At 68.2% G+C, this 14,290-nt stretch carries 10 protein-coding genes; 4 read left to right on the top strand and 6 right to left on the bottom strand.

The window, feature by feature from the left end; genetic code table 11:
• Positions 1-2 precede the first annotated feature (2 nt).
• Entirely contained in the window at positions 3-1,985 is a 1,983-nt protein-coding gene (locus ACUDTM_RS13585) for an acetyl-CoA carboxylase biotin carboxylase subunit (protein ID WP_438915028.1), read from the top strand.
• Between the two features lie 19 nt (positions 1,986-2,004).
• Here the strand turns inward: ACUDTM_RS13585 and ACUDTM_RS13580 are convergent, their stop codons facing one another.
• Positions 2,005-3,171, bottom strand: coding sequence for a putative peptide maturation dehydrogenase (locus ACUDTM_RS13580; protein ID WP_065178401.1), 1,167 nt, complete (start codon positions 3,169-3,171; stop codon positions 2,005-2,007).
• 138 nt (positions 3,172-3,309) lie between these two features.
• Here ACUDTM_RS13580 and ACUDTM_RS13575 point away from each other — a divergent pair, with 138 nt between their 5' ends.
• On the top strand, positions 3,310-3,606 hold the full coding sequence (locus ACUDTM_RS13575) for an NHLP-related RiPP peptide (protein ID WP_072167317.1): 297 nt from the start codon (positions 3,310-3,312) through the stop codon (positions 3,604-3,606).
• Between the two features lie 7 nt (positions 3,607-3,613).
• On the opposite strand, the gene ACUDTM_RS13570 is transcribed toward ACUDTM_RS13575, so the two are convergent.
• The 4 genes from ACUDTM_RS13570 to aceB all read right to left on the bottom strand — a co-directional run bounded on the left by ACUDTM_RS13570 (position 3,614) and on the right by aceB (position 10,584).
• A complete protein-coding gene (locus ACUDTM_RS13570; protein ID WP_434556934.1) occupies positions 3,614-6,106 on the bottom strand; it encodes a putative peptide modification system cyclase in 2,493 nt (830 codons plus the stop codon).
• A gap of 13 nt (positions 6,107-6,119) precedes the next feature.
• Positions 6,120-7,160, bottom strand: coding sequence for a GGDEF domain-containing protein (locus ACUDTM_RS13565; RefSeq protein ID WP_061480263.1), 1,041 nt, complete (start codon positions 7,158-7,160; stop codon positions 6,120-6,122).
• Between the two features lie 435 nt (positions 7,161-7,595).
• Positions 7,596-8,897 carry an isocitrate lyase gene (gene aceA, locus ACUDTM_RS13560; RefSeq protein WP_445391361.1) on the bottom strand — a complete coding sequence of 434 codons (1,302 nt, stop codon included), beginning with the start codon at positions 8,895-8,897 and terminating at the stop codon, positions 7,596-7,598.
• Between the two features lie 64 nt (positions 8,898-8,961).
• Entirely contained in the window at positions 8,962-10,584 is a 1,623-nt protein-coding gene (gene aceB / locus ACUDTM_RS13555; RefSeq protein WP_088496129.1) for a malate synthase A, read from the bottom strand.
• Positions 10,585-10,694: 110 nt separating this feature from the next.
• On the opposite strand from aceB, the gene ACUDTM_RS13550 reads away from it, so the two are divergent.
• Both ACUDTM_RS13550 and ACUDTM_RS13545 read left to right on the top strand, forming a co-directional pair.
• Complete coding sequence (locus ACUDTM_RS13550) at positions 10,695-11,663, top strand: LysR family transcriptional regulator (protein ID WP_032954693.1); 969 nt, start codon at positions 10,695-10,697, stop codon at positions 11,661-11,663.
• A 326-nt stretch (positions 11,664-11,989) separates the two neighbouring features.
• Complete coding sequence (locus ACUDTM_RS13545) at positions 11,990-12,898, top strand: LysR family transcriptional regulator (RefSeq protein WP_353080335.1); 909 nt, start codon at positions 11,990-11,992, stop codon at positions 12,896-12,898.
• Between the two features lie 94 nt (positions 12,899-12,992).
• Here the strand turns inward: ACUDTM_RS13545 and ACUDTM_RS13540 are convergent, their stop codons facing one another.
• Positions 12,993-14,249 carry an MFS transporter gene (locus tag ACUDTM_RS13540; protein ID WP_252744338.1) on the bottom strand — a complete coding sequence of 419 codons (1,257 nt, stop codon included), beginning with the start codon at positions 14,247-14,249 and terminating at the stop codon, positions 12,993-12,995.
• Positions 14,250-14,290: the final 41 nt, after the last annotated feature.

Genomic DNA, 14,290 nt, shown 5'->3' with positions numbered 1-14,290 from the left:
CCATGTTCACCAAAGTCCTGATCGCCAACCGCGGCGAAATCGCCTGCCGCGTCATCGCCACCTGCCGCCGCCTCGGCATCGCCACCGTGGCGGTGTATTCCGATGCCGACCGCAACGCACGCCACGTACGCCTGGCCGACGAGGCCATCCACATCGGCCCGGCCGCCGCGCGTGAGAGCTACCTGCGCGGCGACGCCCTGCTCGACGCCGCACGCCTGACCGGCGCGCAGGCGATCCACCCCGGTTACGGCTTCCTGTCCGAGAATGCCGACTTCGCCGATGCCTGCGCCGCCGCCGGCGTCACCTTCATCGGGCCGCCGGCCAGCGCGATCCGCGCGATGGGTGACAAGAGCGCGGCCAAGGCGTTGATGGCCAAGGCCGGTGTGCCACTGACGCCGGGCTACCACGGCGACCAGCAGGAGCCGACGTTCCTGCGCGCGCAGGCCGATGCCATCGGCTACCCGGTACTGATCAAGGCCAGCGCCGGTGGCGGTGGCAAGGGCATGCGCAAGGTCGAACGCAGCGAGGACTTCGTCGATGCACTGGCCAGCTGCCAGCGCGAGGCCGCCTCGGCATTCGGCAACGACCATGTGCTGGTCGAGAAGTACGTCGAGCGCCCGCGCCATATCGAGATCCAGGTGTTCGGCGACAGCCACGGTGATGCGGTCTACCTGTTCGAGCGCGATTGCTCGGTGCAGCGCCGCCACCAGAAGGTGCTGGAAGAAGCGCCCGCCCCGGGCATGAGCCCCGAACGTCGTGCGGCGATGGGCAAGGCCGCGGTCGATGCCGCGCGCGCGGTGGGCTACGTCGGCGCCGGAACGGTGGAGTTCATCGCCGGCCCGGACGGCGATTTCTACTTCATGGAGATGAACACCCGCCTGCAGGTCGAGCACCCGGTGACCGAGTACATCACCGGCACCGACCTGGTGGAGTGGCAGCTGCGCGTAGCCTCGGGCCAGCCACTGCCGCTGCGCCAGGAGCAGCTGGCGATCCACGGCCACGCCATCGAGGCGCGGCTGTATGCCGAAGACGCCGACCGTGGTTTCCTGCCGTCCACCGGCCTCCTGCGCCGCCTGCGCCTGCCGGCGCCGTCGACTCATGTGCGCGTGGATACCGGTGTCGAGGAAGGCGACAGCATCACGCCGTACTACGATCCCATGATTGCCAAGCTGATCGTCTGGGACGTGGACCGCGACGCCGCACTGCGCCGCATGAGCCAGGCCCTGGCCGACTGCCAGGTGGTGGGCGTGACCACCAATGCCGGTTTCCTGCGCCGCCTGGTGAACACCGATTCGTTTACCCACGCCAAGCTGGATACCGCGCTGATCGAGCGCGAGCAGGCCGCATTGGGCCAGGTGGGTGACAGCGATGATGCGCTGTGGCTGCTGGCGGCGGTGGCCGCCGTGGCCACTACTGCAGGTGCAGCCAGCGACGCGCGCGACCCGCATTCGCCGTGGCAGGCGCAGGACGGCTGGCGCCTTGGCGCGCCCGCGCCGCGCGTGCTGCCGCTGCAGCAGGGCGAATGCCGGCACACGCTGAAGGTGTGGGCGCAGGCCGATGGCTGGCGCGTGCAGTGCGATGGCGCAGCACCCGTGCAGGTGATCGGCACAGCCGATGTGCGGGGGCTGGCGGTGCAGCTGGGCGGGCGCCGCTGGACACTGCAGCTGCTGCGCGACGGTGACCAGCTGTACCTGTTCGGCGCCGACGGCCAGCACCGTTTCACCCTGCATGATCCGGTGAGCGAATCGGACCACGCCGTGGCCGATGCCGGCAGCCTGCTGGCACCGATGCCCGGGAAGATCGTGGCCACGCTGGTCGCCGCCGGTACCGAGGTCAAACGCGGCACGCCGCTGGTGGTGTTGGAAGCGATGAAGATGGAGCACACCCTGCAGGCGCCGGCCGACGGCACGGTGAAGGGCTACCGCGCCAAGGCCGGTGACCAGGTCAACGACGGCGCGGTGCTGGTGGACTTCGAAGCGGCGTGAACGCCGGGGCGACGGTCGCTCAGCGGTCGTCGCCCGCCGTCACCCGACCAGCGGGATCGAATTCGGCCGTGTCCAGTGTGGCACTGCGCCAGCCCAGGCCGCAGATGGCCATCGCGCTCTGGCCGATGCCATCGAAGCCGAAGGCACGATCGACATCGGCATCGTTGATGGCTGCGGTGACGAAGGCGGCCAGGCCGCGCTCGGTCGCGCACAGGTACAGCAGCTGCGAGATGTGACCGACATCCAGCGTCACCGCACGGTGCGCCTTGGCGTGGTTGCGGTACTTCCAGAAGCAGCGGTCATAGCGCGGCGCCAGCACCAGCAGCGCCGGCGCATCGGCGAACCACGCCTGCCCGGACAGCATCCGCCGCGCCAGCGCCGGCAGTGCCTGCGACGGTGGCGAGGGCAGCGGCAGCACGGCGTGCTGCACCGGGTGGTAGTGATACAGGCCCGGTGCCAGTCCTTCCACGTTCTGCACCAGCAGGAAGCCTTCGGTGGGATGCAGGCCGCCACCGGAAGGCACGTTCTTCTTCAGGAACTCGGTATCGCGCTCGACCTTCTGCACCGCGTGCGCCATCAGCGTGCGCTGCAGCACCTGGGCCAGCAACGGCAGCGGCAACGCGCGCTGCGGGTCGAAATTGCGGCAGGTGGTGCGGCGCGCCAGCAGTGCGTCGAACGCGGCCTCTTCGCTGCGCGGCAGCGGCTGGTAGTCGCCCTGCATGGGCTGCACCACCGGCGGTGGCGGCCCGAGGCGCTGGCGCAGGCCGGCAGCGGTGTCCAACCCCTGCCGGCGCATGTCCTCCACGCTGTCCACGGCCTGCCAGCGTGCATGGCGATGGGCCAGTGCAGCCAGCGGCCACCACTGGCTGCGCCGCAGCGCCTCGTCGCGCAGCTGGTGCCCCACCTCGCTCGGCGGGTCGGTCAGCAGCAGGCCCTGCTCGACCAGGCGGGCCAGCATCGCCGGGGAGGCATCGGCGGGCGGTTCGCTCCAGCGGTGCGCGCTGAGCTCGCCCAGCAGCTGGCGCTCCTCGGCGTCCACCGGCAGCGGCTGGTCCAGATGCGCGGCCAGCGCCACCCAGCTGATCTGGCTGTCCATCTCGGCGTGGCCGGCCAGCATCGCGCGCAGGTCCAGGGTGACCGCCTCGCGGGGCTCGAACATCAGGCTGGCGCAGCGGCGCAGGCGCATCGGTTTCCTTCCTTCTGCCGCACAACCGGCATAGCAGCAACGACCGCGGCGCGGCCAACTTTAGCGATGTGCACAGCGCGGCCCTCAATGGCAGGCTGTCGCGGCCGATACGAGAAACTCCACTTACGGACGATCCCCATGAGCACCCATCCCCGCCTTTCCGCCGCAGACGCCAGCCTCCTGCTGGACCACCTGATCGGCAGCGACGACTTCCGCAGCCACTTCACCGCGTCGCCGGCCAAGGCCCTGGCCTCGATCGGGCTGGACGGTGCCGTTGGCGAGAACGACTGCATGAAGATCGGCACCCTGGCCTCGGTCGAAGAGCTGAGCCAGGTGCGTGACGGGCTGCAGGCCCACCTGTCCGGGTCGGTGGCGGCCATGACCGTGGTGTTCTGCTTCGAAGCCGGCAAGGTCGGCGAGCGCATCGACGGTTGACCCGCCATCAGGGCGCGCCGGCCGTGGCCGGCGATGCCCACATGGACACGTCATGCACGTTCAGTGGTTGCCAGACCTGCATGGCGGTGACCTCGGCAATGGCCTGGCCGCGATGCTGGGACAGCCAGGCCTGCTCGCGGCGTACCGCGGCTTCATTGCCCTGTGCGCGCAGCGCGAGCAGCAGCACGACGTGTGCCTGCACCGGCTCGCTGCCATCGAGCATCGGCTCGATCAGCGCGCGGGCTGCATCGGGCCGCTGCATCTGCAGTTCGTCCATGGCGCTGACGATGCGCAGCCAGCGGTCCGCGACCGGACTGCGCAGGCTGCGCAGCAGGGGCCGCTGCTCGTCCAGCCAGCGCCTGGCCAGTTCGAACTGGCCCTGCCGCTGCGCCAGGTGGACCAGTGCCAGCCATTGCAGGCCACGGGCATGCAGCATGGGATCATCACGCTCCTGCAGCATCGGCTGCAGCAGCGCCGCGATGGCCTGCAGCCCGGCACGGTCTGCGCTCGGGCACAGCGCCGCCACGCTGGCGTGCTGCAGGCGCTGCTGCACCTGAAGATCGACCAGCGTCGGCGCCGCTGCATCTTCGCGTATCGCCTGCTGCATGGCCGCGCAATCGCGCTGCGCAGCAGCCAGCAACAACTGCGCACGCAGCTTCATCCGCTCCTGCAGGCCATCACTGGCGTGGATCTGCGGTAACAGCTTCGCTGCCTTCGCGTACTGCCCCTGGGCCACCAGCACATCCACACCGGTCTCATCGGCGTCATCACGGCCGCGCAGGACCTGCGCCTGGGCCAGCGTTTCGGCAGCGAGCTGCGGTTGGTTGGCAGCGATCTGTATCCGCACCAGGTGGACCAGCGGATACAGCCGCAGCGGATCCTGCGGTACTGCGGCCGCACGCGCATAGGGTTCGGCCTCGCTGAACTGGTTGGCCTGCAGCAGGTACCAGGACGTGTTGGACAGCCCCGCGAACGAATCCGGATAGACCTTGGCCAGCGTGCGCCATTGCTCCAGCGCCCAGCCACCCGGCTCCAGCTCGGCCATCCAGGCCTTCAGGTACAGCCGCTCGCGTGGCGGCAGCCGATCCTGCAGGTCCAGCGCATGCTGCATGGCTTCGCGTGCACGCCGCCCTTCCTCGACGCGCGCATGCAGTTTGGCCACGCCCATGTAGGCCAGGGCGAAACCAGGATCGATATCGATCGCCGCCTGGTACAGGTTGCGCGCCTCCTCGAAGCGACGCTGGCCCAGTGCACTTTCCGCCAGCGCGAACGCACGCAGTGCGCGAAGGTCCTGGGTCGATGCCCGCGGCAGCGGCAACGACTGTTCCAGGCTCGCCACCGATTCGCCCAGTCCGCGACGCAGGCGCCCGACCACGTCGTCCACCGCGAACACCATCTGGTCGGATCGATCCACGGTGGCGGTGAACGTCTGGATCACCTGGCCGCTGCCGGGTGCGGCGACATCGATGGCCAGCTCGTAGCCACCGATCTTCTGCCGCACCGTCGGCAGCAGCACGGCGCGCGCGCCTTCCCGCACCGCCACGTTGGCCGCGGTATCGCGGCTGAGCCGGGTATCGCCCGAGAGCCGCGCCATTTCCAGGCTTTCGCGGATCTTGCCCTCCGACAGCACGTTCACGTAGCGCGATTGCTCCAGCGCGATCCGGATCGCGTGCCGCATCGAGTCGTCGAAGATCGGGTCGCCGGTGAGGTTGTCGACATCACCGAGCACCACCCAGTCGCGCTCGGCGAACGCGATCGCCGGTTCCGGCCGCAGCAGCAGCCAGCCGCCCAGCACCGCCACCGCCAGCACCAGGCCTTCGGCGGCCAGCACCAGCGGCTGCCGCCACAACGGCAGGTCGCGGCGGGCCTTGGCATTGGCACGCGGCATGCGCAGCGGTGCGGAGCCGATCTCGCCCACTTCGATCACTTCCTGTACCACCGGCACGCCCTTGAAGCGCCAGCGCCCGTGCGACTTCCACAACAGGCGCGTGCAGCGCTCGCCCAACGCATCGGTGGCACGGCGGGTCAGCGATTCGGCTACCGCCGACAACAGGATCTGGCCGGGCCGGGCCAGCATCATCAGGCGCGCCGCCATCGGCTTGGCCAGGCCTTCCACTTCCATCGACTTGGCGCCGGCGCGGACTGCCTCGGCACTGTTTTCCCAGGTCAGCACGTCGCCCACATGCAGGCCAGCACGCGCGCGCAGTTCAATCGCACGCTGCTGGCCCAGCGCATGCAGTTCACGCTGGTAGTCCAGGGCGAAGCCCAGGGCATCGATGGCGCGCTCGAACAGCATGAACAGGCCGTCCGAACGATCGATCAGCTGGCCATTCCAGCGGTGCTGCAGCACCAGCACCAGGCGGTCGTGTTCCTGGAACAGGCTCGCCGCCGCCACGTCGCCGATCCGCTCGACCAGCTGCAGCGAATCACACAGATCAGTGAACAGCAGGGCGCGTAGCTGTGGGCTATGCGGGGCTGACGTTCCGTTGTCGCCATTCATCGCCTGCATCTCCCTATTGGCCGTCCGGATCATCCACCCAGCGCAGGCAGTTGCCGCCATCACGCTTGGCCCGGTACAGCGCCCGATCGGCGCTGGCATACCACTCACTCCAGCCCGCGTCGGCATCCAGCAGGCTGGCTCCGATGCTGACCAGGCTTACATGCGGCGTGCCGTGACTGCGCTCGAGCAGGCCGTGCACCGCGCTGAGGATGAACTCGGCAGCGTGCTGCACGATCTCGCGGTTGCCACGGCGCAGCATCAGGCAGAACTCATCGCCGCCAAGCCGGCAGGCCAGATCCTGCTCGCCAGCCATCGAGCGCAGGATGTTGCCCATGCTCTGCAGCACGCGGTCGCCGGCCTGGTGGCCGTGGCGGTCGTTGATCTGCTTGAAGCGGTCGCAGTCGATCAGCAGCAGCGCCTGTGGCGGCCCCTCGGCACGCTCGCGGCACTCCTGCAGGTACAGGGTGAGGCCACGGCGGTTGTGCAGGCCGGTCAGTTCATCGGTACGCACCAGCTCGCGGGTGTGGGTCAGCTGGTGGGTAGTGATGTAGAGGTTGTCCAGCGCGGTTTCCAGATCGTGGTTGCGCCGGCGCAGCTGGCTGATCAAGGCCTGTTCGTTGGCCAGCACGCGCATGATCGTGCGGCGCAGGAAATAGGCCACCAGGCCCGGATTGGATTCGACCAGCCGGTGGAAATCAGCCGGCCCCAGTTCCAGCACATCGCAGTCGACCAGCGCGCGCGCGCTCGCGCTGCGCAGGTGGTCGCCGACCAGCAGGCCCAGTTCTCCGAAGAACTCATGCTGCCCGAGTGTCTTGATCACCAGGTCCTCGCCGAAGTCCAGTTCGATCTGGCCTTCGAGGATCACATACATGCGCTCGCCGCGGTGACCACGCTGGAACAGCCACTGTCCGGCACGGAGCTTGCATGCGCGGGCGAATCTGGCAAACAATGCCACCTCGGCATCTGACAACAGCGCGTGCACGATCTCGGCCATCGCCACCCGGGCGATACCTGTCGTCACATCACTGTTCTCGGCCGCACCCCTGCCGGTCATTCCCTGCACCCGCCGCCAGCGTCCCCTGGTGAGCCGCGGAGCATAGCACCGCTTTAAAGTGTGCGCCCTATCTCATTTTGACCGCTCTGCCGATCTTGATTGATGTGAAGATCGGTGGTGGCCCGTTCTGGTCACGGGCGCCCGGGCAAAACCCCTGCTGGATCAATTCGATGCCGGGTTTCACAGGGTTTCGGCCAAGTTGCCGGAACCCGGGGTGCGCCTGATTGACGCTGCCCGCTGGCTGCCCCTTGCATCGATACAACAACGCCGGCAGGTCCCCCGACCGGCCGGCGTTGCCTGGCCCTTCCCTGGCCACCCTGATCGGATTTCCAGGGCCCGGTAGAGCCGGCCGCTGGCCGGCTGCCACGCAGCGCCCGGAGCATCCCGTGATTGCCGGCCAGCGGCCGGCACTACCGGATCACGCGGCGCACCGGATCACGCCGCGCGTTCGCTCCGCCCGCCGTGGAACTGCTCTTCCTCGGTCGAGCCGTTCAGCGCGGTGGTCGACGACTGGCCCTGCTGGATCGCCTGGGTCACCGCATCGAAATAGCCGGTACCGACCTCACGCTGGTGCTTGACCGCAGTGAAACCGCGCTCGGCCGCTTCGAACTCGGCTTCCTGCAGTTCCACGAACGCACTCATCTGGCGGCGTGCGTAGCCGTGGGCCAGATTGAACATGCCGTAGTTCAACGCATGGAACCCTGCCAGGGTGATGAACTGGAACTTGTAGCCGTAGCTGCCCAGTTCGCGCTGGAACTTGGCAATGGTGGCGTCGTCCAGGTTCTTCTTCCAGTTGAAGCTGGGCGAGCAGTTGTAGGCCAGCAGCTTGCCGGGGAACTTCGCATGGATCGCCTCGGCGAATTTCCGTGCGAATTCCAGGTCCGGCTTGCCGGTCTCGCACCACACCAGGTCGGCGTAGGGCGCATAGGCCAGGCCGCGGCTGATCGCCTGGTCCAGGCCGTTGCGGGTCTTGTAGAAGCCTTCGACGGTACGCTCACCGGTGGTGAACGGCTTGTCGTTGCCGTCGATGTCACTGGTCAGCAGATCCGCAGCTTCGGCATCGGTGCGCGCGACCAGCAGGGTCGGCACGCCCATCACGTCGGCGGCCAGGCGTGCGGCGTTGAGCTTCTCGATCGCCTCGCGGGTCGGCACCAGCACCTTGCCGCCCATGTGCCCGCACTTCTTCACCGAGGCCAGCTGGTCCTCGAAGTGCACGCCGGCGGCGCCGGCCTCGATCATCGCCTTCATCAGTTCAAAGGCGTTGAGTACGCCGCCGAAGCCGGCCTCGGCATCGGCCACGATCGGCTGCAGGAAGTCGATGTCATCCTTGCCTTCGGCGTGATGCAGCTGGTCGGCGCGCAGCAGCGTGTTGTTGATGCGCTTGACCACCGCCGGCACCGAATCAGCCGGGTACAGCGACTGGTCCGGATACATCTGCCCGGCCAGGTTGGCGTCGGCCGCCACCTGCCAACCGGACAGGTAGATCGCCTTCAGGCCGGCCTTGACCTGCTGCATGGCCTGATTGCCGGTCAGTGCACCCAGCGCGTTGACGAACTCGCGCTCGTGCAGTGACGCCCACAGCTTCTCCGCACCCAGGCGGGCCAGCGAATGCTCGATGTGGACGGTGCCGCGCAGGCGCACCACGTCGGCGGCGCTGTAGTTGCGCTGGATGCCTTCCCAACGCGGGTGGGTATCCCAGTCGTGCTGGATCTGTTCGGCAGTGGGCAGCTTGCTCATGTCTTTCTCCAGTTCGGTTCGTGCGTGCAGCGGGGAGGGAAACGGCGGTAGACGCGGGCGGCAGTCAATCGATGCGCGCGTAGGCCGGCAGGGTCAGGAAATCGGTCAGTTCTTCGCTGCGGCTCAGTTCGCCGAGCAGGGCGATGGCCTCGCTGATGCGCGCGCCACCGGGCAGCGCGGCGGTATCGCCCAGCCGTGCCGGCAGCTGCGACAGGGTGGAATCCAGCAGGGCCAGGTCGATCGCGGTGCCATCGTCCAGCTGCTGGCCCGGCGTATGCAGCCACTGCCACAACTGGCTGCGGCTGATCTCGGCGGTGGCCGCGTCCTCCATCAGGTGATGGATCGGCACACAGCCGTTGCCATCCAGCCACGCCGCCAGGTAACGCACGCAGACTTCCACGTTGCCTTCGAAGCCGGCGCGGGTGATGGTGCCCGGCGGCCGCGCGATCAGTTCTTCGCGGCCGACGCGCACGTCCTGGCGCAGCACGCTGTGCTGGTTCGCACCGGGCATGTGCTCGTCGAAGATCGCCATCGCCACCGGAATCAGCGCCGGATGCGCGACCCAGGTGCCGTCGTGGCCGGCGCTGACTTCGCGCAGCTTGTCGGCGCGCACGCGGGCCATGGCCTGTTCGTTGGCGGCGGCATCGTTGTTGATCGGAATCTGCGCGGCCATGCCGCCCATCGCATGCGCACCGCGGCGGTGGCAGGTCTGGATCAGCAGTTCCGAATACGCCTTCAGGAACGGCTGGGTCATGGTCACCTGGCCGCGTTCGGGCAGCACGCGGTCGGCGTGGCGGCGGAAGGTCTTCAGGTACGAGAAGATGTAGTCCCAGCGCCCGCAGTTCAGGCCGACGATGCGGTCACGCAGTGCGTGCAGGATCTCGTCCATCTCGAACACCGCCGGCAGCGTTTCGATCAGCACGGTCACCTTGATCTGGCCGTGCGGCAAGCCGAGCATCCCTTCGATGTGCGACAGCGCGGTTTCCCACAGCGCCGCCTCTTCCATGCTCTGCAGCTTGGGCAGGTAGAAGTACGGGCCACGATCCTTGGCCTGCAGGGAGCGGGCGTTGTGGAAGGCGAACACCGCTGCGTCGAACAGGCCGCCGGCGAGGAACTGGCCGTCGACGCGTACGTGCTTCTCTTCCAGGTGCCAGCCACGCGGACGCACGATCAGCACCGCCTGTTCGTCGTACGGGCGCAGCGTGTAGTGCTTGCCATTTGGGGCGGTGTATTCCAGATCGCCGCGCACCGCCGCAGCCAGCGACTGCTGCCCGGCCAGCAGGTTGCGCCAGGTCGGCGAGGTCGAATCCTCGAAGTCGGCCATGAACACCTTGGCGCCGGAGTTCAGCGCGTTGATGACCATCTTCGGGTCGGTCGGGCCGGTGATCTCGACGCGGCGGTCCTGCAGCGCGGCCGGCAGCGGCGCAACGCGCCAGTCGCCGCTGCGGATCGCAGTGGTGTCTTCACGGAAGTCCGGCAGGCCGCCCTGGTCGAAGAACGCCTGGCGTTCACGGCGGGCCTGCAGCCTCGCCTGCCGGCCCGGTTCCACCGCGCGGTGCAGCGACACCAGCAGGGCCAGCAGCGGCGCCGGCAGCACGGTGTCCTGGCCGGCCACGCGGGTCGCCAGGGCGATGCCGGGGGTGGCCTTGGTGGCGGGGGTGGGAACGGCGGAAGCGACGGCGGACATGGGGCGACTCCAGCGGTGGGGGAACGTCTCCACGGTGCCGCCCGGCCTCAGTATTTGGCAAAACAGTTTTTGCAATGTTTTACATAAGTTGTGCTAATACTCGTTACACAATGAGCACACGCACCCCGCCAAGTCCTCGTTTTTCCTACAAATCCGACCGGCTCAAGCCGCTGCGCGCGTTCTGCCAGACCGTGCGCCTCGGCTCCGTCTCACGGGCGGCTGAGGCACTTTTCGTCAGCCAGCCGGCCATCAGCCTGCAGTTGCAGGCGTTGGAACGGGAGCTGGGGGTGCCATTGTTCGAGCGCAGCGGGAGGCGCCTGGTGCCCAGCCGCGAGGGCCAGCTGCTGTACGAGATGGCACAGCCGCTGGTGGAGAACCTGGACGGGCTGGAGGCGCGCTTCCGCGACAAGGTGCGCGGCCTGGACGCGGGCGAGCTGAACATTGCCGCCAACAGCTCGACCATCCTGTACCTGCTGCCGAAGATCGTCGAACGCTTTCGCCTGCACCACCCGGACGTGCGCCTGACCCTGCACAACGCGATCAGCGCCGACGGCACCGACCTGCTGCGCGAGGATGCCGCCGACTTGGCGATAGGTTCGATGACCGATGTGCCGGCCGACCTGACCTACGCCCCGGCCTACCGCTTCGAGCAGGTGCTGATCGCACCACACGATCATCCGCTGGCCAAGGGCGGCGAGCTGGAGCTGGCCGACATCGCGCGCTATCCGCTGGTGCTGCCGCCGAAGCGGCAGATCACCTACCGCCTGGTGGACCAGGTGTTCCAGCGCCACCGCATCGCCTACACCGTGGCGCTTGAGGTGGGGGGCTGGGAAGTAATCAAGCAGTACGTGGCGATGGGCATGGGCATTTCCATCGTGCCGGCGCTGTGCCTGAACGAGGCCGACCACGAGCGGCTGGCGGCGCGGTCGATGAAGCGCTGGTTCCCCGAGCGCAGCTACGGGGTGATCGTGCGCCGGGGCAAGGCGTTGTCGGCGCAGGCGCGGGCGTTCATCGAGCTGATCCAGCCGGAGTTGTTCAGTCCGCGCGATTACGATCAGAGCGGGCATTCCGAGCGGTAGGGGTGTTCGGCAGGGCTGCGCCCTGCACCTGCAGAGGCCGAAGCAACAGCAACGGCGACAGCGGGCTTTCCGTGGGATGGCGGGGTGGGTCCGGTTACGGGGAACGCCGTAAATCCGTCCATGGAGGCTCGGTCGCGCCATCCATGGCGCTCACGCCCCCGCAACCGGACCCACCCCGCCTTCGACCGTTTTCTGCGAACTGTGGGAAATGCTCCCCATGGTGGGTGCCGACCGTTGGTCGGCACGGGGTCGGATCCCGTTGCTGCGCAACGGGCACTGACCCCGCATCTGATCCATTTCCGGCTGACGATGAATAAACTGCACCCATGTCCATCGAACTCCGTCACCTGCGCTACTTCCTCGCTGTTGCCGATACGCTGCACTTCGGCCAGGCGGCGGAGCGGCTGGGCATGTCACAGCCGCCGCTCAGCCAACAGATCCGCCAGCTGGAAGAACTGATTGACGCGCGCCTGTTCGTGCGCAGCCATCGCCGCGTGCAGCTGACGCCTGCGGGCGAACTGCTGCAGGAACGTGCACGCGCCATCGTGCAGCAGGTGGAAACGGCCGTGGACGAGGTACAGCGTGCACAGCGTGGTGAGCAGGGTGAACTGCATATCGGTCTGACTCGTGCCACGCCACTGTCACCGCAGATTCCGCGTTCGATCCTGCGCTACCGTCAGCAGTATCCGCAGGTGCGGCTGCAGCTGAGCGAGATGAACACGCTGCAGCAGATCGATGCGCTGCTCGACGGTTCACTGGACGTGGGCATCATCCGCAAGCGCGCGCTGCCGCCGGAACTGGTGGCGCACAGCCTGTTCGTCGACCCGCTGGCGCTGATCGTGCACGCCGACCACCCTGCCCTGCGCAGGCGGTCGAAGCAGGGCGCGCTGTCGCTGCGCGACTTCGCGCAGGAGCCGTTCGTAGCGTTCCGCCGCAGCGCCGGCGCGGGCATCCACGACCACATGATCGCGTTGTGCGCAGCGGCGGGCTTCACGCCGCGCATCGTGCAGGAAGCCGGTGAAGCATCGACCTTGATCAGCCTGGCCGCTGCGGGCCTGGGTGCGGCGATCCTGCCGTCGTCATGCGATCACATACGCGTGGAAGGATCGCGCTTCGTGGCACTGGCCGATGCTGGCGCGCATTCGGAAGTGCAGCTGGCCTGGCACCGCGAACGGGTAACGCCGCTGATCCGCAATTTCGCCACGCTGCTGCGCGGAGCGTTCGCCGAGGGGTAGGCGTGCACTCCACCCGGGTAGTGCCGGCCGCTGGCCGGCAACCCCACAGGGGCCGGCATGCCGGCCAGCGGCCGGCACTACTGTACAGTTTGGTTCACGCCGTCACCGGCTGCGGCGCGCGCTGCTGCAGTGCCCAGACGATGCCACCACCGATCAGGGTCAGCACCGCAGCGAACACGCATACCCCCCGCCAGTCCCAGGCCGCATAGGCCAGGCCACCGACCCCGCCCAGCACGCTGGATCCCAGGTAGTAGGCGAACAGGTACATCGCCGAGGCTTCGGCGCGCATCGTACCGGCGCGGCTGCCAACCCAGCTGCTGGCCACCGAGTGGCCGCCGAAGAAGCCGAACGTGACCAGCGCGATACCCAGTGCCATCGCACTCAGCCACGGCATTACCAGCAGTGCGATGCCGGCGCCGATCAACGCCAACGAGATCGACAGGATGCGGCCGCGCCCGTAGCGCGTTGCCTGCTGGCCCATCCACGCCGAACTGAAGGTGCCCACCAGATAGACGCTGAAGATCAGGCCGACCACGGTCTGGCTGAGGTGGTACGGTGGCGCCAGCAGGTGGTAGCCCAGGTAGTTGTAGAGGGTGACGAACACGCCCATCAGCACGAACGAGGTGGCGAACAGCCACGGCAGGCCCGGGTCGGCGAACAGCAGGCGCCAGCGCGACGGCAACCGGCGCAGGCCGTCACGACGGGGATGGAAGTGGCGCGACGGCGGCAGCTGCAGCCACAACAGCACGGTACTGGCGATGGCGATGATCGAGACCACGCCGATACCCCAGCGCCAGCCCCAGTGGTCGGCGATGATGCCGGCCAGCAGGCGTCCGCTCATGCCACCGATGGCATTGCCGCCGATGTACAGGCCCATCGCCAGGCCCAGCGCGCGGCTGTCCATTTCCTCGACCAGGTAGGTCATCGCCACCGCCGGCACGCCGCTCAGCGCCAGGCCGAGCAGCGTGCGCAATACCAGCAGCGTGGTCCAGTCATCCACCAGCGCCGAGCTCAGCGACAGCATGGCCGAGGCCAGCAACGCGACGATCATCAACGGGCGGCGGCCGACCGCGTCGGACAGCAACCCGGCCAGCAGCATCGCTACGGCCAGGGTACCGGTGGTCAGCGACAACGACATCGCGCTGCCGGCGGCGGACACGCCGAAGTGACGGCTGAACTCAGGCAGCAGCGGCTGCACCGTGTACAGCAGGCCGAAGGTGGAAAAGCCGGCCAGGAACAGCGCCAGCGCGGTGCGACGAAAGGCCGGTGTGCCCTGCTGGATGCGGGTCTCGGCGCTGGGATCGACAGTGGGAGGGCGGCGTTCGACGGCCGCCGCGGTTTCGCCAGTCATGGGATCGATGGGCCGGTGGGGGCGGCCAAGCGTGGGAGGGA

It is taken from the genome of Stenotrophomonas maltophilia group sp. vghtpe118 (assembly GCF_052605195.1).
This window is presented reverse-complemented; position numbering and strand designations above follow the sequence as displayed.